This is a genomic window from Streptomyces sp. NPDC028635 (assembly GCF_040637635.1).
In the GTDB taxonomy this organism is placed as follows: Bacteria; Actinomycetota; Actinomycetes; order Streptomycetales; family Streptomycetaceae; genus Streptomyces.
In genome coordinates this window covers 126,650-147,104 of the sequence record NZ_JBEZWX010000010.1, presented here as the reverse complement: position 1 = coordinate 147,104, position 20,455 = coordinate 126,650, and the positions used below count along the sequence as shown (strand labels likewise).

At 70.9% G+C, this 20,455-nt stretch carries 21 protein-coding genes and 1 tRNA gene; 10 read left to right on the top strand and 12 right to left on the bottom strand.

What is annotated here, in order from left to right; all coding sequences use genetic code 11:
- Window positions 1–117: 117 nt before the first annotated feature.
- The gene (locus AB0E88_RS13920) at window positions 118–891 is read left to right on the top strand and encodes a sulfite exporter TauE/SafE family protein (protein ID WP_361629046.1); all 774 of its coding nucleotides are present in this window, start codon (window positions 118–120) and stop codon (window positions 889–891) included.
- On the opposite strand, the gene AB0E88_RS13915 is transcribed toward AB0E88_RS13920, so the two are convergent.
- On the bottom strand, window positions 888–3,215 hold the full coding sequence (locus tag AB0E88_RS13915) for a helix-turn-helix domain-containing protein (protein WP_361629043.1): 2,328 nt from the start codon (window positions 3,213–3,215) through the stop codon (window positions 888–890). The two genes, AB0E88_RS13920 and AB0E88_RS13915, sit on opposite strands and share 4 nt — an antisense overlap.
- A 296-nt stretch (window positions 3,216–3,511) precedes the next feature.
- On the opposite strand from AB0E88_RS13915, the gene AB0E88_RS13910 reads away from it, so the two are divergent.
- Entirely contained in the window at window positions 3,512–4,237 is a 726-nt protein-coding gene (locus AB0E88_RS13910; protein WP_361629040.1) for a DUF4232 domain-containing protein, read from the top strand.
- Between the two features lie 278 nt (window positions 4,238–4,515).
- Window positions 4,516–5,265, top strand: coding sequence for a cobalt-precorrin-6A reductase (locus AB0E88_RS13905; protein WP_361629037.1), 750 nt, complete (start codon window positions 4,516–4,518; stop codon window positions 5,263–5,265).
- On the opposite strand, the gene AB0E88_RS13900 is transcribed toward AB0E88_RS13905, so the two are convergent.
- From AB0E88_RS13900 to AB0E88_RS13885, 4 genes are all read right to left on the bottom strand, one after another.
- On the bottom strand, window positions 5,252–5,719 hold the full coding sequence (locus AB0E88_RS13900; protein ID WP_361629034.1) for a hypothetical protein: 468 nt from the start codon (window positions 5,717–5,719) through the stop codon (window positions 5,252–5,254). The genes AB0E88_RS13905 and AB0E88_RS13900 overlap by 14 nt on opposite strands.
- Window positions 5,720–5,762: 43 nt before the next feature.
- The gene (locus tag AB0E88_RS13895) at window positions 5,763–7,838 is read right to left on the bottom strand and encodes an MDR family MFS transporter (RefSeq protein WP_361629031.1); all 2,076 of its coding nucleotides are present in this window, start codon (window positions 7,836–7,838) and stop codon (window positions 5,763–5,765) included.
- An 82-nt stretch (window positions 7,839–7,920) separates the two neighbouring features.
- A complete protein-coding gene (gene cobF, locus AB0E88_RS13890) occupies window positions 7,921–8,694 on the bottom strand; it encodes a precorrin-6A synthase (deacetylating) (protein ID WP_361629028.1) in 774 nt (257 codons plus the stop codon).
- Between the two features lie 48 nt (window positions 8,695–8,742).
- Window positions 8,743–9,285 carry a DUF309 domain-containing protein gene (locus tag AB0E88_RS13885; protein WP_361629025.1) on the bottom strand — a complete coding sequence of 181 codons (543 nt, stop codon included), beginning with the start codon at window positions 9,283–9,285 and terminating at the stop codon, window positions 8,743–8,745.
- A gap of 104 nt (window positions 9,286–9,389) precedes the next feature.
- On the opposite strand from AB0E88_RS13885, the gene AB0E88_RS13880 reads away from it, so the two are divergent.
- Window positions 9,390–9,463 (top strand) — tRNA-Pro (locus AB0E88_RS13880).
- 78 nt (window positions 9,464–9,541) lie between these two features.
- Here AB0E88_RS13880 and AB0E88_RS13875 read toward each other — a convergent pair.
- From AB0E88_RS13875 to AB0E88_RS13860, 4 genes are all read right to left on the bottom strand, one after another.
- On the bottom strand, window positions 9,542–9,850 hold the full coding sequence (locus AB0E88_RS13875; protein ID WP_361629022.1) for a tyrosine-type recombinase/integrase: 309 nt from the start codon (window positions 9,848–9,850) through the stop codon (window positions 9,542–9,544).
- Window positions 9,851–10,404: 554 nt separating this feature from the next.
- Complete coding sequence (locus AB0E88_RS13870) at window positions 10,405–10,779, bottom strand: hypothetical protein (RefSeq protein ID WP_361629019.1); 375 nt, start codon at window positions 10,777–10,779, stop codon at window positions 10,405–10,407.
- 223 nt (window positions 10,780–11,002) lie between these two features.
- Window positions 11,003–11,233 (bottom strand): DUF397 domain-containing protein, encoded by a 231-nt coding sequence (locus AB0E88_RS13865; protein WP_361629016.1) that lies wholly within the window; start codon window positions 11,231–11,233, stop codon window positions 11,003–11,005.
- Between the two features lie 255 nt (window positions 11,234–11,488).
- Window positions 11,489–11,938, bottom strand: a complete 450-nt coding sequence (locus AB0E88_RS13860) for a hypothetical protein (RefSeq protein ID WP_361629013.1) — start codon at window positions 11,936–11,938, stop codon at window positions 11,489–11,491.
- 186 nt (window positions 11,939–12,124) lie between these two features.
- On the opposite strand from AB0E88_RS13860, the gene AB0E88_RS13855 reads away from it, so the two are divergent.
- From AB0E88_RS13855 to AB0E88_RS13840, 4 genes are read left to right on the top strand one after another with little or no spacing between them, the layout of a single operon-like run.
- On the top strand, window positions 12,125–12,544 hold the full coding sequence (locus AB0E88_RS13855) for a hypothetical protein (protein ID WP_361629010.1): 420 nt from the start codon (window positions 12,125–12,127) through the stop codon (window positions 12,542–12,544).
- Window positions 12,504–13,028, top strand: coding sequence for a DUF6879 family protein (locus AB0E88_RS13850; RefSeq protein ID WP_361629007.1), 525 nt, complete (start codon window positions 12,504–12,506; stop codon window positions 13,026–13,028). Before AB0E88_RS13855 ends, AB0E88_RS13850 begins: the two co-directional genes overlap by 41 nt.
- A 7-nt stretch (window positions 13,029–13,035) precedes the next feature.
- Window positions 13,036–13,890, top strand: coding sequence for a helix-turn-helix transcriptional regulator (locus AB0E88_RS13845; protein ID WP_361629004.1), 855 nt, complete (start codon window positions 13,036–13,038; stop codon window positions 13,888–13,890).
- Between the two features lie 12 nt (window positions 13,891–13,902).
- Window positions 13,903–14,088, top strand: a complete 186-nt coding sequence (locus tag AB0E88_RS13840; protein ID WP_361629001.1) for a DUF397 domain-containing protein — start codon at window positions 13,903–13,905, stop codon at window positions 14,086–14,088.
- Between the two features lie 934 nt (window positions 14,089–15,022).
- On the opposite strand, the gene AB0E88_RS13835 is transcribed toward AB0E88_RS13840, so the two are convergent.
- On the bottom strand, window positions 15,023–15,787 hold the full coding sequence (locus AB0E88_RS13835) for an IclR family transcriptional regulator (RefSeq protein ID WP_361628998.1): 765 nt from the start codon (window positions 15,785–15,787) through the stop codon (window positions 15,023–15,025).
- 130 nt (window positions 15,788–15,917) lie between these two features.
- Here AB0E88_RS13835 and AB0E88_RS13830 point away from each other — a divergent pair, with 130 nt between their 5' ends.
- Window positions 15,918–16,763: a methyltransferase domain-containing protein gene (locus AB0E88_RS13830; protein ID WP_361628995.1), complete on the top strand. Its 846-nt coding sequence runs from the start codon at window positions 15,918–15,920 to the stop codon at window positions 16,761–16,763.
- Window positions 16,764–16,848: 85 nt separating this feature from the next.
- On the opposite strand, the gene hutH is transcribed toward AB0E88_RS13830, so the two are convergent.
- Window positions 16,849–18,384, bottom strand: coding sequence for a histidine ammonia-lyase (gene hutH, locus AB0E88_RS13825; protein ID WP_361628992.1), 1,536 nt, complete (start codon window positions 18,382–18,384; stop codon window positions 16,849–16,851).
- Between the two features lie 224 nt (window positions 18,385–18,608).
- Here hutH and AB0E88_RS13820 point away from each other — a divergent pair, with 224 nt between their 5' ends.
- Entirely contained in the window at window positions 18,609–19,412 is an 804-nt protein-coding gene (locus AB0E88_RS13820) for an IclR family transcriptional regulator (protein WP_361628989.1), read from the top strand.
- 103 nt (window positions 19,413–19,515) lie between these two features.
- On the opposite strand, the gene hutC is transcribed toward AB0E88_RS13820, so the two are convergent.
- On the bottom strand, window positions 19,516–20,271 hold the full coding sequence (gene hutC / locus AB0E88_RS13815) for a histidine utilization repressor (protein ID WP_361628986.1): 756 nt from the start codon (window positions 20,269–20,271) through the stop codon (window positions 19,516–19,518).
- Between the last annotated feature and the right edge of the window lie 184 nt (window positions 20,272–20,455).

Below are 20,455 nucleotides of genomic sequence, written 5' to 3'. Positions count from 1 at the left end.
GGTGGCCGCTCGGCGAGACGGGCCCGGTGGCCGCCGGGCGGGCCTCGACCGGTGGCGGCCACCTGGCGGGACGCGCCTTCTGCGCACCGGATGTCAGGACATAACATCGGTGACCGCATGGACACGATGACGCTGTGGCACATATCCGGCTGGGGGTTCGCCGCGCTCGCCTTCGCGGCGCTGCTCGTCGGCTTCTCGAAAACCGCCGTGAGCGGGGCGAACACGGTCAGCCTCGCGATCTTCGCGGCGGTCCTGCCCGCCCGTGCCTCCACCGGCGTACTGCTCCCCGTGCTGATCGCCGGCGACGTGCTCGCGGTGCTCACCTACCGGCGGCACGCCCACTGGCCCACGCTGTGGCGGCTGTTCCCGGCGGTCGCGGCGGGCGTGGTGGCCGGCACCCTGTTCCTGATGTGGGCCGGCGACGGCCTCGTGCGGGTCTCCATCGGGGTGATTTTGCTGGTGATGGCCGCGGTGACGGTGTGGCGGCGGCGCACGGCCGAGCAGGCGGCGCAGCCGGACGCGGTCACCACCCGCGCGGGCCGCCTGAAAGCCCGCTCCTACGGAGTCCTCGGCGGCTTCACCACGATGGTCGCGAACGCGGGCGGCCCGGTGATGTCGATGTACCTGCTCTCCGCCGGCTTCCGGAAGCTGGGGTTCCTGGGCACGTCGGCGTTCTTCTTCCTCATCGTCAACGTCTCCAAGGTGCCCTTCAGCGCCGGGCTGGGCCTGATCGACGGCCGCTCGCTGCTGCTGGACGCGGCCCTCGCGGTGTTCGTGGTGCCCGGTGCGCTGTTCGGCAAGTGGGCCGTGCACCGGATCAACCAGAGGCTCTTCGAGCAGCTGGTCATCGCGGCGACGGTGGTGGGCGGACTGCAACTCCTCCTGCGTTAGGCGGTTCCCGTGCGCCCGGCGGTGCCGGCCGCGGTCTCGTCGAGCGCGGCCAGTGCGGTGGCGGCCTCGGCCCGGCGCGGGCTGCGCAGCGCGGCGAGGCCGTCGCGCGCGACGAGCAGCGTCTCCCGCGCCTCGAGGTGTCCCAGCGCCGCGAGCACCTGGCCGAGGTCGAGGCGGGCCCCCTCGGTCCAGGACGCCATGTGCGCGGCTTCGAAGGCCGCGAGGGCCTGCCGCAGCGGTTCCTCCGCCTCGTGCCAGCGCTTCAGGGCCGCCAGGTCGTTGCCGATCTGCTGCCGGGCGACCGCGTGGTACACCCTGATCAGCTCCGTCGTACGCCCCGGGACCCCTGCCCGGCAGATCCGCTCGCAGCGGCGGTGGATGTCCAGCGCCTCGGCCGCCCGGCCGGTCTGGCGCAGCAGGGCGCCGAGCGTGTTCAGAATCGTCAGCTCGCCCAGCCGGCCCTGCGGTGACTCCTGTGACGCGAAGCGGTGGGCCCCCTCGCGCAGGCGCGCCTCGGCCTCCTCCATGCGGCCCAGCCGATGGAGTGCGCCCGCGCCGTAACCGAGCGCCCAGCCCTCCTGGAGCCCGTCCTCACACTCGCGGGCCGCCTCCAGCGCCGCGTCGGCTCTCGACAGGGCGGCGCGCGGGTCGTGCACGCACAGGTTGTAGGCCCAGGCCAGGTAGTTGAGGTGCACCGCCTCCTCGCGCCTGCTCCCCAGCAGCCGGGCGGAGTCGGCGGACCGCTGGAACACCTCCACCCACTGCTCCCAGTGCTGGTTGAGATCGGAGAACCAGTGCATCGCCTCCGCCGTGTCCAGCACCTGCCGGTGCAGTCCGGTGCCGTGCGCCCGGCGCAGCGCGGCGAGCCACTGGGCCCGCTCGGCCTCCAGCCAGGCCCGTGCCTCGTCCCGGCCGGCGGGCGCCGTGTCCGGGTCCGGGTCGTCCTGCGGCACGGTCCCTTCGTGGTCGACGTCGAAGTGCAGTGCGGCGGCGGTGGCCCGGCGCAGCATCCAGGACGCCGTCCGGTCGAGGGCGGCGTCGCGGGCCTCGGGGCCGTCCTCGGCGTCGACCTGCTCGGCCGCGTAGAGCCTGAGCAGGTCGTGGAAGCGGTAGCGCTCGGCGGCGGCGTCGCTCTGCAGCAGTCCGGCGTCGGTCAGTTCCTCGGCGCAGGCGACCGCTTCGTCGTAGGACAGGCCGGCCAGGAGCGCGGCGGTCTCCGCGCTGAAGTCCGCTCCGGCGGCCAGCGCGGCGCGCCGCAGCAACCTCTTCGATTCCGGCGGCAGTTGACGGTAGGAGAGCGCGAAGGCGGCCCGCACCCGCAGGCTTCCGGCCTGCAGACCGTCCAGCCGCCGGCCCTCGGCGGCGAGGCGTGCGACCAGCTTGCCGAGCCGTTCGTGCGGCCGGCTCAGGAGTCGCTGGCCGGCGATCCGGACGGCCAGCGGCAGATGCCCGCACAGGTCCGCGAGGTCGCGCGCGGCCTGCGCCTCGGCCGCCACCCGGTCGGCGCCGATGATGCGGGTCAGCAGTTCCACCGCCTCCTCGCGCCGCAGCAGGGCCAGGTCGGTGCGGTGCACGGACTCCAGACCGGCCAGGGTGTGGCGGCTGGTGACCAGGGCCAGGGACGGGCCCGTGCCGGGCAGCAGGGGAGCGACCTGCGACTCGTCGGCGGCGTTGTCGAGCAGCACGAGCAGGCGCCGCTCTCCGGCCAGGGACCGCCACAGACCGGCGCGGTCGTCGGTGCCGGCCGGGATCGCCGCGTCGGCGACCCCCACCGCGCCGAGCAGCCGGGCCAGCGCGTCCCGGGGGCTGGTCGGCTCGGGATCCATGCCGTGCAGGTCCAGCGCGAACTGCCCGTCCGGGAAGTGCGGGGCGAGGCGGTGGGCGGCGTGCACCGCGAACGCGGTCTTGCCCAGGCCGGGTTGTCCGGCGATCACGGTGACCGCCGGGCGGGCGGGGTCGGTGTCCCGCGCCAGGTCCAGCAGCCGGGCGAGGGCCGGGCCGCGGGCGGTGAAGTCCTGGATGTCGCGCGGCAGCGTCAGGGTGCCGGGGCCGGCCGGCCCCGCGGCCGTCCGGGGGCGCGGTCGGCCGCGGGCGGCGGAGCTCTCCAGGCGTGCCGCCTCGTCGTCGTCCAGTCCCAGCGCGTCGGCCAGCGCCTGCACCGTACGGCGCTGCGGCCCCCGGGTACGCCCGCGTTCCATGTCCGCCAAGGCCCTGACACTCACCCCGGCCCCATGGGACAGTGCCTCCTGGCTCAACCCGGAGCGCAGTCGCAGGTTCCGCAACTGCTGCGCGAAGTCCCCAGCCAAAGGTGTGCCGTCGCGCACCGTCGATGTCCCCGTTCGTCCGGCTCGTCCGGTCGCGAGCCCCCGGCAGAAGTATCCCCGACGTCACTTCTGCCGGGAGAACCGCCTGGGCGACACCGACCGGAAATGGTCGACTGAAGGCCGACGCGGAACGCCTCCCCCGCACCTGCGGGGGCCGTGCGATCCGCGCGCGTTCGAGCCCGCCCGCCGACCGGTCACCGGCCCGGCAAGGGCGGCCGACCGCGACGACGACCGGCACGACCGCACCGGCCGACGGCAGCACGCCGCGGCCCCGCACCACCTACGGGGGACTTTCCATGAACACCTCGCGTCACCGCTCCGCGCTGCTCGCCGTCGCGGGCACGGCTCTGGCCCTGTCGCTCACCGCCTGCCAGAGCGACTCGGACGCCACGTCGTCGTCCGCGCCGACCACGTCGGCCACCGTGGCGTCGTCCCCGGCGGCCGCCGCGTCGACGGCCGACAAGGGGACCGCCGCGTCCGACGGGACGGGATCGACCGGCTCGGCGGGTGCGAAGACCTCGGCCGGTTCGAAGGGCTCGGGAGGCTCCACCGGAACCTCCGCGGGTTCGACCGGCGCGACCGGCGAGCAGGCGAAGGCGTCCACGCCCGTCTGCACCGCGGGAGACGTGCGCGTCACCGCCGCCCGCCAGGACGGCCCGCCCTACACCCACATCGTCCTCACGGCCAAGAACACCACGGGGCACTCCTGCCGGCTGACGGGCTTCCCGCACATCCAGTTCCTGGAGAGCCACAAGCAGGACGTCCCCTCCGTCGCCAAGAGCAAGCCGGCCGCGCCGGTCGTGCTCACGCCCGGCGCCCCGGCCTACGCCCTGGTCAAGCTGTCGGACGGCGGGGTCGACGAGGACAACGAACCCGTGTCGGCGTTCTCCGTCATGCTGGAGGGCGATTCCACGGTCATCGCCGTCACCGCGCCCGGCAGCGACGGCATCGCGGTCGACCCGGCCAAGGCCCTCACCGGCTACTGGACCCCGGAACTGCGCAACGGCGCGGACGACTTCTGAGGCCGTACGGCGGGGACGACGTCCCCGAGCGGCCCTGAAGTGACACGGTCGCACCGGCGTCGGAGCCACGGCTCAGGCCCACGCCGGTGCGCCCGCGACTGCCGCACCCCACGCCGGTGTCTGCGCGGCTGCCCCGCCCCACGTCTGTGCCGGCGCGGCTGCCCCGCCCCACGTCTGTGCCCGCGCGGCTGCCCCGCCACCGGCGACGGCGCCGGGGAACGGACACGGCGGCAGAGCCGGTGACCTGCCCGGACCCGGTACCTCGTACCCTCGACGCCATGCCGACCCCGCACGTCCTCATCCTCGGCGGCACCACCGAGGCCCGCCGACTCGCCGCCGTCCTCGCGCAGCGGGCGGGGGTGCGGGTGACCACCTCGCTGGCCGGGCGGGTGACCCGGCCGGGGGCGGTCGCTGGCGAGGTACGCGTCGGGGGGTTCGGCGGCGCGAAGGGGCTGGCGGGGTGGCTGCGGGAGCAGGCGGTGAGCGTGGTCGTCGACGCCACCCACCCCTTCGCCGCCGGCATCACCGCGAACGCCGCCGAAGCCGCCGCGCTGACCGGCGTACCGCTGGTGGTGCTGCGCCGGCCGGGCTGGCGTCCGGTGCCCGGCGACCGCTGGCACACCGTCGGATCGTTGGACGCGGCCGCGCGGGAGCTGCCCCGGCTGGGCCGCCGGGTGTTCCTGACCACCGGCCGCGTCCATCTCGCCGCCTTCGCCCACCTGACGGACACCCACTTCGTCGTACGGTCCGTGGAGCCGCCCGAGCCTCCGCTGCCGCCGCGGCTCGAGGTGATCCTGGCCCGGGGCCCGTTCACCGTGGCCGACGAGACAGCGGTTCTGCGAGAGCACCGCATCGACGTCCTGGTGACCAAGGACAGCGGGGGAGAGGCCACGGCCGCCAAACTCACGGCGGCCCGCGAGCTGGGCCTGCCCGTCGTGGTCGTACGCCGTCCGCCGCTGCCGGAGAGCGTGACGGCGGTGCCGGACGTGGCGGGGGTGCTGGAGCGGCTGGGGCTCAGCCGCGGGTGACCGAGGCCCGCATGCGGTCGAGGGCGCGGAGGATCTCGGCGCGGTTCTTCGCGGACGTCACCCAGGAGGGCAGGCGGGCGACGACCGTCATCTTCCGTCCGTGCTCGTACCAGGGCGCGTGCTCCCGCAGCCCGGCGGCGACGAACCGGCGGAGCTGGTCCAGGTGTTCCAGGTTGTACGCCCACAGCGTCCCGTGCCGGGTCCGGGCCGTCAGCCACAGGAGGGGCCCGGAGCCGCGGCCGCAGCGGGCCGTGGAGGAACGGGGCCCGCTCCGGCACAGTCCGCAGGAGCGGCACACGACGCGGGGCCCCGGCAGCAGGCCGCTGCCCGGTGCCTGGGCGCCCCTCGTGAAATGCGCGAGGCGTCCGCAACGGGGGCACCGGACCAGCACCGACGAGCTGTAGGCGCGGTAACCGGTGCCGGGATCGCGGAAGCGGACCGGGGCGGGGGACATGCCGCGAGTATCACCGGCGCGGCCCGCGCCCGCACCCGAATTGTCAGGCGGCCGCGGCTCGTTCCGGTTCCGCCGCTCGCTGGGGCAGGCCGTTGCTCAGGTCCTCCACCAGGAGCCGTTTGGCGATCGCGTCGACCGCGGCCCGCAGCTCCGCGCCCGACGGGCGGCCGATGTCCTGTTCGACCCGGTCCGCCAGCCAGGCCCCCCACGCCCGGGTGATGACGGCGGCCTCGCGGGCGCCCGCCTCGGTGTGGGAGATCAGATTGCCGAAGCGGGAGAGATAGCCCTCGTCGACCATCCGGTCGAAGACCGGCAGCAGCACCTCGGGCGGCATGTGGCGCCGCGCGGCGATCAGCCCGAGACTCGCGTGGCCGGTCATCCGTGTGAACAGCTCCACCTGCATCACCGCCCACGCCCCCGCGACGTCCAGCCGTGTGTCGGAGTCCGCGATCAGCCGGCGCGCCGTGGACAGGCCCGCACCGCCGATGATCTTCGCGACGGACGCCTCCAGCGCCCGCTGCGCGTTGGCGTCGTGCGGTGAGGCGAACCCCTCCCCGAGATCGGTGGAGCCCAGCCGCGCGCTGTCACGCAGCGGGACCTCCTTGAGGAACAGGGCGATCAGGAAGCCGAGCGCTGCGACCGGCACCGTCCACAGGAAGACCGTCTGCAAGGTGTCCGCGTAGGCGTCGACGATCGGCCGGGCGGCCGCAGCGGGCAGCCGGTGCAGGCCCTCGGGGCTGGTCGCCGCCCGGGCCACGACGGCCGGGGGCGCCGCGCCGGTGCGGGCCGCCGCCGCGACGCCGTCCCTCAGGTTCGGTCCCAGGGTGTTGGTGTAGATCGTGCCGAAGACAGCCGTGCCGAACGAACTGCCCAGCGTACGGAAGAAGGTGACACCGGAGGTGGCGGTGCCGAGGTCGGCGTAGTCGACGGTGTTCTGCACGGCGATCGTCAGGACCTGCATGCACAGTCCGATGCCGGTGCCCAGCACGAACATGTACAGCGACTCCAGCACCACCCCGGAGGACGGGCCCATCAGCGACAGCAGGTACAGGCCCAGGGCCATCACCAGCGATCCGGTGATGGGGAAGAGCCGGTAGCGGCCGGTCTTGCCGACCACGTTGCCGCTGAAGATCGACGCGATGAGCAGGCCGACCACCATCGGCAGGGTGCGCACCCCGGAGATCGTCGCGGAGTCGCCGTCGACGTACTGCAGATAACTCGGCAGATACGTCATCGCGCCCAGCATGGCGAAGCCGACGATGAAGCTGAGGGCCGAGCACACCGTGAACACCGGGTTGGCGAACAGCCGCATCGGCAGCATCGGTTCGGCGGCCCGTGTCTCGGCCAGGCAGAACAGGGCGAGGGCGAGCACACCGCCCGCGAACAGGCCGATGACGACGCCGGAGCCCCACGGGTACTCGTTGCCGCCCCAGCTGGTCGCCAGGATCAGCGCGGACGCGCCGACGGCGACGAGCGCGATGCCCACGTAGTCGATCACCGGCCGGGACGGCGACTTCACCACCGGGATCGTCCGGGCGGCCGCCACGACGACGAGGACCGCGATGGGCACGTTGACGTAGAACGCCCACCGCCACGACAGGTGGTCCGTGAACAGCCCGCCCAGCAGCGGCCCGATCACCGTGGCCACCCCGAACACGGCACCGATCGCGCCCTGGTACTTGCCGCGCTCCCTGAGCGGGATGACGTCGGCGATCAGCGCCATCGCCGTCACCATCAGCCCGCCCGCGCCGACCCCCTGCATCGCGCGCCAGGCGATCAGCAGCGACATGTTCGTGGCCAGGCCGCACAGGAACGACCCGGTGATGAACACGATCGCCGAGACCTGGAAGACCACCTTGCGGCCGAACAGGTCACCGAACTTGCCCACCAGCACCGTCGCGACGGTCTCCGCCAGGAGGTACGAGGTGACCACCCACGACATGTGCGCGGCGCCGCCCAGGTCCGAGACGATCGTCGGCAGCGCGGTGCCCACGATGGTCTGGTCGAGGGCCGCGAGCAGCATGCCCAGCATGATCGTCACGAAGACGATGTTCCGGCGGCGTACGTCCAGCACCGGTGGCTGCGCGGCCGGCGGTGCGCTCTGCTCGGCGACTGTCACGAGGTCACGATCACACCGGCGGCCCGCCCCCGCATGCCCGGTGGCCCGGGCGGGTGCCTCGGACGTTTCCTTGGCGGGTGCCTCAGCCGTCCTTCGGATTGCGGCGCAGCAGATACGTGTCCATGATCCAGCCCTTGCGCTCCCGCGCCTCGGCCCGCAGCCGCTCGATGCGCGGCGCGGCCTCGGCGATCGGACCGGAGGCGAGGATCTCGTCCGGGGTGCCGAGGTAGGCGCCCCAGTAGATGTCGATGTCCTGGTCGAGGTACTGCCGGAAGGCCTGGTGCGCGTCCAGCATCACCACCACGTCGTCCACCCCCTCCGGGAAGCCCTCCGCGAGCCGCCGGCCGGTCGTGATCTGCACCGGCCGCGCCACCCGGTTCAGCCCCGTGCGGTGCCGGGCCACGAGCGAGGAGACACTGCTGATACCGGGCACGACGTCGTAGTCGAAGGCGACCGTGCCCCGCTCGAGCACCTCGTCCAGGATCGCGATCGTGCTGTCGTAGAGCGCGGGGTCGCCCCACACCAGGAACGCGCCGGTCTCCTCCTCGCCCAGCTCCTCGGCGATCAGCCGCTCGTAGATGCCCGCGCGGGCGCTGCGCCAGTCACCGACGGCCGGTGAGTACGCGGCGCCGCCCGCGCGTCGGTCCCGCTCCGGGTCGCGCGCCTCGGCCACCCGGTAGCCGCCCTCGGGTATGTGCGCCTCGAGCATGTCCCGGCGCAGCTGGACCAGGTCGTTCTTCACCTCGCCCTTGTCGAGGACGAAGAACACGTCCGTGGCGCGCAGCGCCTTGACCGCCTGCAGGGTCAGCTGGTCGGGATCGCCGGCACCGATCCCGATGACATGAATCTTTCGCACGCCCCGAGTCTGCCGTACGCCACTGACAGTGACCGCACCGGCCGCCGGTCAGCGCAGCCGGGGTGCCCGCTCCCGGGCGTCCACGGGAGCGCCGCCGGCCTCCACCACGGCGGCCAGCTCCCGCGCCCAGGCCGCGAGGGAGCCCAGCTCCATGCCGTACGGCCGCCCCTCGCCGGTGTCCGCCGCCCACTCCTCGACGGCGCCCGCACCGCGCCGCAGCAGCCGCGCCCCGCCGGTGGCGTTCCCGCGCGCCGCGTGCGTGAGGCCCACGGCGAGCTGGGCGAGCCCCCGCCACAGGGTCCGTTCCCGCTCCGGACCCGACTTCCAGGCGTCCTCGAACACCTCGTGCGCGTGGAACGGCTTGCCCGCGTCCAGCAGCGCCTGCGCCTCGGCCACGGACTCCTCCGGGGCGCGCACCACCCCCTCCGGCTGCCGGGCCACGCCCGGGGCGCCGTAGGGCAGGGGCCGGCCCAGCCCGTCCCGGGGCCGCGCGTTGCGCGCCCGCCCCTCGCCGTCCCGGTCCCGGCCGCCGCCGCCCGCCCGCGGCGCGAACGCGCCGTCCTCGGATGCCGTGCCGCTCGTGCCTGTCATGCCTCGATTGTCCCGTGGCACCGGCGCCCCCTTCGGCCAGGCCCCCGGTGTGGGGTAAAGTGCTGTTCGCGCGATCACACGGGACACCCGTGGATCGGCGCGGCCGGGACGTGGCGCAGCTTGGTAGCGCACTTGACTGGGGGTCAAGGGGTCGCAGGTTCAAATCCTGTCGTCCCGACGGGAGCACAGCTCCGTAGTCGCAGGTCAGGGCCTTGGTTCGCACTATGTGAAGCAAGGCCCTTGATCATTTCTGAGATCAGCTCTCACAATCTGTCAGCAATAGGGATGATCTTCCCGACCCGAGCAGCTGAGCGGGCTTCTCTGAGCCTGCCTTGAGGCTCTGCGGATGAGGGTGTACGTAGACACGCTTGGTGAAGGAGAGGTCACTGTGCCCGGCCCCGGCAGAAACGACCGTGTCCGGCACACCGTTGTTCGCCATCCACGACAGGCATGCTTGCCGCGCGTCGTAGAGACGAACCCTACGCACGCCCGCGGCCTCCATCAGCTTCTGCGCCTCATGGCGAAGCTCGTCGGTCTTGAACGGACGGCCCAGTTCATCAACCACGACACAGCCTGAGTCCTCGTAGGCCTCGCCGGCTTGATCCTTCTCCCGCTCCTGGCGAGCCCGAAGAACGGCAAAGCGCGCTATCAAGGGGCTCGGGCAGCGGCAGGACGCGCTTGCCATTTTGCGTCTCGGGCTGCTTCTCGACGACCTTGTTTCGTAGACCGCGCTCCTGGCTTCGGTCATAGACGATGCTCCGGGTGTTACCAACGGCGATAGTCCCCTCACCCAGGCAGGCAACGTCCTCTTTCCGGCGGGCGCCGCATACTTCGGCTGGCCGCTCGGCAATAAGGGTGAGGAGCATCGGGCGGACGAGCTTCCCGAAACATTCGCACGTGCTCAGCAACCTTTCGCTAGAAGTGAAAGAACCGCGGGTCAGGGCTGGTGATGAATGGATGCTAGGTCAAGCCGAAACGTTTAACAGTTGCATTAATGTCCATATGGTGCAACTTGCACGGCATATGGCGAAGTGGCGCATTTTTCAATATGGCAAACAAGTTGATGGAAATCAGGAGAGCCCCGGCGGGCGCACAAAGACCAGGGCTCTCTGCTCGTATTCACAGCGCGGAAGGCAGTGGGCAAGCGAGATCCGGATGATGGATGTTGGGACAGCACACGAGACTGATGGACACGATGTTTCCCGACTTCGTGTAGTACACCCAACTGACGTCGACACCGCCCGGAAGCACCGCGAGCGCATACTCGCGCTTGGTGGCGAGGTCGCCGTAAGCCTGCTGTCCGTCCTCGGTCTCGACGGGTGGGTTGTCCTCGTGGTGCTTGGTCATCCAGTCCACAGCGGGAGACGCATCAGTCCATGTTCGATCGAGGGAGGCCTGGTTGCGTTTGAGGAGCCAGTGGCCCGACATCATGGGCGGCAAGCCAGAGGTGGGGAACGTGGCCGCGACTTCGCGGTAGCGCTGGAGCCGCTTCACCGCCTCCTTGTCCTCATCGTCTCTGGGCGGTGGGGGAGGGTCAGGGTGAGGTGGCCGGCGGTCGCCTTCGTTGTGGTAGACGTCCGGTGGTCCTACCCATGGGCCGAACCCATGGAAGTGTCCTGACCAGCGTTTCATTGGCACCTTTCCGTGAGACGGGGCAGACCGCCCCCGGACAAGCCGGGGACGGTCCGCAGTGGGTGTACCTGGACGTGTAGCAGGGTCAGACGGTCAGACCCCGCTTCTTCACCCACCCGAGGGCGAAGTCGTCCAGCTCCGCCTCGGTGAAGCGCAGCTCGCGCCCCGCGCCCTCCGGCTTGGAGTCCTGGATGACGAAGGCCGACTCGGCGCCGGGGATCGCAGCGATCTCGACGCAGCCCTCGGTGCAGGGGCCGCCACAGAAGTTCTCGGTCGAGAGGCCCTCGGCGGGCATCGTGTAGAGGTTGGCGTCCATGGGAAAGTCCTCCCTGGTGCATCTGGTTACGGGGATGCGGTCCCCGTGCCGCTGGTGCACTTGCTGACCCGCCCTCCGGTCCGACTTGTGACGTCCCAGACCGGGGGGCGGGCACTTGACCCCGCCCATCCGCCACGGGGGGAAGCAGACAGGCGAGGAGCTAAGAGGCGGGACGTGCGTCCCACTGGGCGACGTAGTCGCGTATGTACTGGCGCAGGTAATCGCAGCAGGCTTCGCAGGCGTAGACCGGAGCCGTCATGCCTGCGGTCTCGACTGGGCCGATAAACTGCACCAAGTCGTGGTGTCGGCCGATGATGCAGAAGCCCCGGATGAAGAGGCTCCCGGCATCTCGTGCGCATGCCCATACGCCGACAGCAAGGCCTTGGCGAAGACGGCGGTGTCGCGCATGAAGTTGTACGCCTCGTAGGCCGGCGTGCGCCTGGTCGGCCGGTCGCTCGGGTTGAGGTGCCGCTCCACAATGCCCAGGAGTCGCAAGACGTGCGGGTCCCGCTTCTCGTCGAGGGGCTGACCACGCAACAGGTTGATGTGTCCGATGAGCTCCTGGGTCCTCGTGTCGATGTCCTGGCGCGTCGACGTGCTCAGGCTCATGCTCCAGGCGAGGTCGATCGTCTCCGCGATCAGCTTCACGTCGATAGGCAAGCTGCCAACGGCCGTCTCGTCACGTTCTCCGGTCACGCTCGCCACCACGCTTCTCCCCTCGGTGCTTGCGTCTGAGTAGCTTTGGGCTCGACGACGAACGTAGAGCGGCTGGCTCCCAAGTCCCAAGCAGATTGCGCGAGTTTGCAGCAAGCCGGTTGACGGGCTCGAACGCCCTCACGACCATCGTCTTGTCGCGCAATCCGGCGCAAGGCAGCGGACAGGAGAACGACCTTGAAGCTACGGTTCCTTGGGAAGAACTCCAATGTCGGAGACTGCCCGACCCTGTACGCAACCGATCGAGGCACGTACCTCGTGCAGGGCTGGAAAATCTTCGCGAACGACCTACTCATGCAGCTGCAACTGGGCGAGGGGGAGACAGCAGTAGAGGTGCCGACAGAACTGTTCGAGCACCTGACGAAGGACGGGATGGCGACCGGTGAGATCCGGCGTGTCGAGGACCCCATCATGATCCTCACGCCGGGAGGTACGTTCGTCGTCCAGGGCCAAGAGGTGACAGACCCCGAGGCCCTGGCCCAGATGGAGATTCCGGACTACGAGACCGTGGTCGAAGTGCCCAAGGCCGCGATCACCGCCCTACTGGAGGAACCGCGTGGAGTTGATCTCCAGCGCCGAGCGCAACCAGCTCTTTGAGCAGTTCGCGCAGGATGCTTTCCACCTGGAGCTGCGGGACGACTACTCCGTCCCTGACGAAGACGGCCCGTACGCGAGCTGGCTCCGTGGGGAACCCGTCGACAACTCATACATGGAGCCGTGGCTTCGTATGGTCAGGCGGGTCACGGGCGAGGGCAAGACCGTGCGGCGAGTACGTGTGGTGACCGAGCCGCACTCGCCCTACATCCAGTGGGAGCACGCCACCACCTCGATCAACGAGGAGGCTGGCGAGGCAATCCGCTGGCTTCCGCGGCACGACGTGCCTGGTGACCTCAGCCTCCCCGTGGACGGGAACGACTGGTGGTTGTTCGACGGCCGGCTCTTGGCCGTAGGCCACTTCGACGCGCACGGCCGTGTTCTGGGGTCTGAGCTGGTCGACGCCCCAGAGGTGGTGTCCGAGTGTGCTCGGGTCCGCGACCTGTTGTGGGGCCTCGCGATTCCGCACAACGAGTACAAGCCCTGAACCAACGGTGAGCAAGCAAGCCGAAGAGGTACGGCAAGCCCTGGGTGCCCGGCTGCGCGAATTCCGGAAAGACGCCGGTTTCGCAAGCGGCCGGGCCCTCGCGCGTACCCTCAACTGGCAGGAGTCGAAGGTCTCCCGCCTCGAGAACGGGAAGCAGAACGCGAGCGAGGCCGACATCAGGGCCTGGTGTCAGGTCACCGGCAGAGAAGAGCACATCAACGATCTCATCGCAACCGTTCGCCACATCGATGAGCTGTGGGTGGAGTGGCGCCGGCAGATCCAGACCGGGGCTGAGCAGCGGCAGAAGAAGGCCCTCCCCGTGTACGCGAGGACCAAGGTCTTCCGCATCTGGCAGCCAAGCATGATCTGGGGGACATTCCAGACCCCGGACTATGCCGCTGAGGTCTTCCGGCAAGCCGTCGAGTACTACGAGATCCCAAACGACACCGAAGCCGCGGTGGCCAAGAGGTTGGAGCGGCAGCGGTACCTCTACGAGGGGACCCGGATCTACAGCGTGCTCCTTGGAGAGCAGGCCCTCTACTCCAACGTGGGCGGTCCAGACGTGATGAAGTCCCAGCTTGATCGCCTCATGGCGGTCATGGCGCTGTCGCGAGTCAGCCTGGGCATCATCCCTCGCTCCGCACCCACGGGCCTGTGGCTTGGCCACTCATTCTCGATGTTCGACAACACCCTTGTACTCGTGGAGACCTTCTCAGCGGAGATGTCAGTGACGCAACCTCGCGAGATCGAGCTGTACGCCAAGGCCTTCTCCCTCTTGCAGCAATCAGCGGTCTACGGGGCCGTGGCGAGAGACCTCATCGTCGAGGCCGTCCAGCACTTCGACACCATGGCAACGAACTAGGAGGAGATCAACGTGACTGTCGAACCAAACTGGCGCACCAGCTCCTACACCGGCACCGAGAACTGTGTCGAAGTAGCCGACAACAACCCCGCTGTCGTACTGGTCCAAGACACAAAACAACGCGACGGCGGCCGGCTGGCCCTCCCGCTGGCGGCATGGGCCCACTTCGTCGAGTTCACGAAGCGGTTCCCTCTGTAACGGCACCGCTCATGTAGCGCTCGGCTCGAAGGCCCTGAGGGTTTGGCCGGTGGCCTGCATCGTGTTGGGAGCAGGGAGGGCTTACGCTCGCCAGCGGATCGGGCAGACACCGCCTGCCCTCGAGTGCCCGAAGAGCCCTCTCTGCGTAGGGCCCCGATACGGCGGAGGTGGGGTGAAGCTCAGGAACCGCACCTATTGTCCTGGTGATCCCGCTAAAGTCAACATTGAGTTGTGTGTCATAACCTGCTCTCCTGGATGTGTCTGAGTGTCTCTTTGGGAGAGGAGATGTTTCAAATGTCACCTAAGACACAACGGAGTGGATTCAAACGAGCTGCCAGCGCCCTCGCAGTTGCGAGTCTTGCAATGGGCATAGGGTTTGCCGCTAGCCCCGCAAGCGCAGTCTCGCAAGTCTGTGGACGAAACAGCGCAGCTCCCGACGCCTATGGCTACACAATGGAAAAAGGCGCAACAACAGGCAGAATACCTGGCCATGCCTGGATCGGCTGGAGACTGCCAATCCCCGCGAACTCCCACGTCGAAGGTCCGGGCGGCGCTCAACTGTGGAAAAGCGAAAACGGGCTAGCGAAGTACCTCGTCAACAGTATGCCGACCATGTACCGACTGGTGTGGAACGTAAAGTGTGTCGATAGCGCACCGCAGTATGCCTAAACCTGTACGCGCGTCATAGAGTACTTAGGCTGACAATATCGACATCAGTGAACTTCTGGGCGTGCCGAGCGGATCATGGCGCCGATCCTCCATGCGTTGACGCGTTGCCGAATAGTTCACCGAACCCTGAAAACAAACACTCCGGCTGATGAGCGCCGAATCCGTCACTTCTCGACCAAGCCAATGTGTCTTCTAGTGAGCCAAGAGTTCAGGACCGGGTGGACCTCTTCGGTTTCCTCCTTCGCGTCATGCCCGGGGGCAGACGTCAGCCCGCCACGCCGCCCACCCGGCGGGTCAGTTCGCGGGCGACGCGGCCCACCTCGTCGGCGATCCGCAGCCGCTGCGCCTCGTCGACCTCGCCGCCGGGGAAGGTGACCGCCACACCGGCGATCGGGTGGGCGCTGTGGTCCAGCACGGCGGCGGCCACCGAGGAGAAGCCCGGAGTGATCTCGTCCTCCTCCGTCGCGTAACCACGCGCGCGTACCTCCGTCAGCAGGTGGCGCAGCGCCGACAGCGACGTCGGCCCGAGGTCGTTGCGGCGCACGAACGTCGAGGCGTCCGGGAACAGGGCCCGCACCTGCGCCGCCGGCAGACGCGCCAGGACGGCCCGGCCGCTGGCCGTGAGGTGGGCGGGCAGCCGTACGCCCACCTCGGTCACCAGCGGCGGACGGCCGGGTGCGCGTTCCTCGATCACATAGATGACCTCGCGGCCGTGCAGGACCGCCAGGTGCGCGTTGTGCCCGGTGCGGTCCACGAGCCGGGCGAGCGGCACCCTGGCCAGGCGTTCGAACGGCGCCTGCCGGCTGTAGCCGGAGCCCAGTTCGAACGCGCTGACCCCGAGGCCGTACCGCCTCTCCTCCGGCAGATGCACGACGAACCCCTCACGGGCGAGCGTGTCGAGCAGGTGGTACGTGGTCGACCGGGGCACACCGACGTCCCGGCTGATCGCCGCGGCCGGCACGGGCCCGGCCTGGCCTGCGAGGTAGCGGAGGATGGCGAGGACCTGGGCGGCGGCCGGTACGACGGACATGGCGCGAGACTACGTCCGCCCGGACCGAGCGGACGGACGCGCTCCGCGACGTCTTGGATGCGAGACGGATTGCCGGACGGGGCCGTAGCGTCACTCCTGTGGCGTACGCGGGCATCGCTACGATGCGTGCATGACCGCCTACGAACCGGAAACGGCCGACGAGGAGATCGCACCGGCGGTGCGGGAGGTCTACGGGCCCGTGGACCTGAGTTCGGTGCCCGCTTTCGCGGGCGGATTCATCAACTTCGGTGACTGGCAGGGGATGTCCCTGGAGCACCCCCTGAGCACCGAGGACCGGGTGCGCAGCGAACGGAACCTGTACCGGCGGGTGCTGCGGGCCCTCGCCCCCGAGGCCGGCCGCAGTCGTGCCGTCGAGATCGGCTGCGGGCTCGGGCTCGGCGGGGCGCTGGCGCTCGGCGAGTTCGGGTGCGCGGCGGTGACCGGAGTGGACATCCACCCGGAGCAGCTGGCGCGGGCCCGCGCAGCCCATGCCGACCTGCTGGCCCGTGACCCGCGGCGGTTTCGGTTCGTCCGCGGCGCGGCCGAACGGATGCCGTGCGCGGACGGTGAGTTCGACCGTCTGTACTCGGTCGAGGCCGCGCAGCACTTCCGTGATCTGACCGCCTTCGCGCGCGAGTCCGCCCGCGTACTGCGCCCGGCCGGACGGCTGGCGGTCACCAGCTTCTTCGTACCCGACGCCGACCCCGCGAAGGCCCAGGCCCTCGCCGAGCGTCTGGACAGTTTCGCGACCGGCCTGGACCAGCCGCACCCGCTCCCCACGCTGCTCGACGCCCTGCGCGCCGCGGGCCTGGCCGACGTGTGCGCCGAGTCGATCGGCGAGCACGTCTGGCCCGGCTTCGACCACTTCCTCGCCGGGGTCGACCTGCCCGCCGGCTGGCCGCGCAACTTCCTCGGCGCCTACCGCGACGGGCTCCTCGACTACTACGTGATCACGGCCCGGCGCCCCGCGCACTGAACGCGCGCGGCCCCGGTCCGAACGCGTACGCCCCGGTCCGCCTCGACGGCGGGCCGGGGCAACGGCCGTGGTGGCCCCGCGGGCGTTACGCCAGGGTGCCCACCGCGGCCTGGGCCTTGGACACGGCGGTGCCGGACGCGACGTAGGCGAACGTGGCCTCGATCTCGGGCGCCAGCCAGCGGTCGGGGCCGGGCCCCGCCACGACCTCGCGCAGGCCGTCGCGCACCGCGGCCGTGCCGGGCGCGGGGTCGAGCGGGGCGCGCAGGTCGAGGGCGCGGGCGGCCGTGTACAGCTCGACGGCGAGCACCCGGGTGAGACCGTCCACGGCGCGGCGCAGCTTGCGCCCGGCCGACCAGCCCATCGAGACGTGGTCCTCCTGCATGGCGCTGGAGGGGATCGAGTCGACGGACGCCGGCGCGGCGAGCCGCTTCAGCTCCGAGACGATGGCGGCCTGCGTGTACTGGGCGATCATGTGCCCGGAGTCGACGCCGGGATCGTCGGCGAGGAACGCGTTCAGCCCGTGGTTGCGGGCCGTGTCCAGGAACCGGTCCGTGCGCCGCTCGGAGATCGACGCCAGGTCCGCCACCGAGATGGCGAGGAAGTCCAGTACGGCGGCGACGGGCGCCCCGTGGAAGTTGCCGTTGGACTCCACCCGCCCGTCCAGGGTGACGACCGGGTTGTCGACCGCGCTGGCGAGCTCACGGGAGGCGACGAGCTCGGCGTGCGCCAGCGTGTCCCGCACGGTGCCGTGCACCTGCGGCGAGCAGCGCAGCGAGTAGGCGTCCTGCACGCGGGTGCACTCGGGACCCCGGTGACTCGCCATGATGCCCGAACCGGCGAGCAGCGACCGCAGGTTGGCGGCGCTGTCGGCCTGCCCGGGGTGCGGCCGCAGGGCCTGGAGGTCGGCGGCGAACACCGCGTCCGTGCCGAGCTGGCCCTCGACGCTCATCGCGGCGGCGATGTCGGCGACCCGCACCAGGCCCCGCAGGTCGTGACAGGCGAGGACGAGCATGCCGAGCATGCCGTCGGTGCCGTTGATGAGGGCCAGCCCCTCCTTCTCGCTGAGCACCACCGGGCTGATCCCGGCCTCGGCGAGCGCGTCGGCCGCGTCGCGCAGTTCGCCGTCGGCGTCCCGAACCCGGCCCTCGCCCATCACGGCGAGCGCGCAGTGCGCGAGCGGCGCGAGGTCGCCGGAGCAGCCCAGCGAGCCGTACTCGTGCACCACCGGCGTGATCTTGGCGTTCAGCAGAGCCGCGTACGTCTCGGCGACCTCGACCCGCACACCGGTACGGCCCGTCGCGAGCGTCGACAGACGCAGCAGCATCAGCGCGCGGACGACCTCACGCTCGACCTCGGGCCCGGAACCCGCGGCGTGCGAGCGGACCAGGCTGCGCTGGAGCTGCGCCCGCAGCGCGGTCGGGATGTGCCGGGTGGCCAGGGCCCCGAACCCGGTGGAGACCCCGTAGTGAGGCACCACGTCGTCCGCGAGGCCCTCGATGACCTCACGGCTGCGCGCGATCTCCTTCAGCGCGTCCTGGGCGAGCACGACGGGTGCGTCGTGGCGGGCTACCGCGACGACGTCTTCGGGGGACAGGGGACCGACATTCACTTCCACGTTCATGACTCCATGAACTCCCATGTCAGCGCCGCGCCGCGACGGTCTCGGCCGAGTTGGTGTCCGGTATCCCAGACGTTTCACCGACCGCCGGCGCGGTTGCGGCGCGCCACCGCGGACGCAGCCACAGCGCGTACACCGCGCGGCGGCGCTGCGGTCCTCGACGAGCCCGATCGACGGGAGGGTCGCTGTATATTCCTGTATAGACAGGAGGGTCAAGAGGTGGACCAATGACCGGACACGCGACCACATCGAGCAGTACCTCGCCCGCCGTGGGGCGCGCGCTCGACATCCTGCTGCATCTCGCCGGCCGCTCCCGGCCCGTACGGGTCGCCGCGCTCGCCCGCGACCTGGGCATCCCCCGCTCGTCGGCCTACCACATCCTGAACGTCCTGGTGGACCGCGGCTTCGTGTCGTACGTGCCGAAGGAGCAGGCGTACGGACTCGGTGTCGCCTCCTTCGAGATCGGCTCGGCCTATCTGCGGCACGAGCCGCTCGAGCGGCTGGCGCGGCCCATCCTGCGCACGCTCGCCGCGCGCCTGGGGCAGACCGTCCATCTCGGCGTCCTGTACGGCGCCGAGACCGTGTATCTGCTCAAGGAGCGGCCACCCAGCGGGTGGTCGGCGGACGTGGACGGCGCCCTCGTCACCGACATCGGGGTACGTCTGCCCGCCCATCTGACGGCCAGCGGACGGGCGATCCTCGCGTACTCGCCACCGGCCCAGGTCCGGGCGCTCTTCCCGCGCCCCGGCGACCTCGTCACGCGGACCGGGAAGGGCCCCCGCTCGCTCACCGAACTGCTCGCGCTGCTCGAGCAGGACCGGGAGCGGGGCTGGTCGGAGGAGGTCGAGCTGGTGTCGGAGGGGTTCCGGTCGGTGGGCGTCGCCGCGTTCGACCACAACGCCCTGCCGGTCGCCGCGCTCAGCAGCACCTGGCGGCGGCACTACTCACGGCACGAGGAGGAGTACGTCCGCGACGTGCTCCGCCAGGGCGCGGCGCGGCTCACGGCGGCCGTGTCCGGCCGCGCTCCGTGAACAGCCCCACGGAGGTCATGTCCGGCCGCGTGCCCCTGAACGGTCCTACGGAGGCCATGTCCGGCCGCGCGCCCCTGAACAGCCCCGGGGAGGCCGGATCCCCTCAGTGCGCCTCGAACGTGCCCTGCAACCGGTAGCGCGATCCGGGATGCAGCAGCCGCGCGACGCTCACCAGCGCGTCGTGCGACCAGGTGCGGCGCTGGATCAGCAGGCACGGCTCAAAGCGCCCGATGCCCAGCAGGGCGGCCTCCTCCGAGGACGCCAGGACCGCCTCCACGATGTGCTCGCCCCGGTCCAGGGGCGCGACCTCGGACAGGAAGGCGTTCGGGGTGCGCCGTGTGAAGTCCTGGTCGAGGTAGCCGGGTGCGAACCGCGGGTGCACGTACCGGTCCTCCAGCTGGATCGCCACGTCGTCCTCGATGTGCACCACCCGCGAGTGGAAGACGGTGCGTCGCGCGCCCAGTCCGAACTGGGCGACCAGGTCCGGCCCCGCCTCCTCCTCGCACAGCTCGAGCACCCGTGCCCGGTGGCGGTGCCCGCGGCGGCGGACCTCCTCGGCGATGTCGTGCACCTCGACCAGCGCGGACGTGCCCTTGCCCCGCGCCACGAAGGTGCCCACGCCCATGACGCGGCGCAGCACCCCCTGCGTGCTCAGCTCCCTGAGCGCCCGGTTGATCGTCATGCGCGACAGCCCGAGCGACTCGACGAACTGGTTCTCCGAGGGCAGCGCGTCGCCCTCGCGCCACCGCCCACTGGTGATCTGCTCGGTGACGAGGTCCTTCACGCGCCGGTATGCCGGCAGCGAGCCGGCGGTCCGCTCCTCGTACAGCCGGGCCAGCTCCGCATCCCTTGCGGCCAAGCCGCTCACCGTCCTCGTCGCCTGTCCGGGTCCGCCCGGAATTCTAGGCCGCGGCCCCCTTCCGCCCCGGTGCGCCCGCCCCCCGGGTGCGCCCGTCCTCCCGCCGGTTCACCCGTCCTCCGCCCCCGGTGTACCCGTCCTCCGGCCCCGGGCGCGCCCGTCCTCCCGCGCGCGGCCTTCCCGG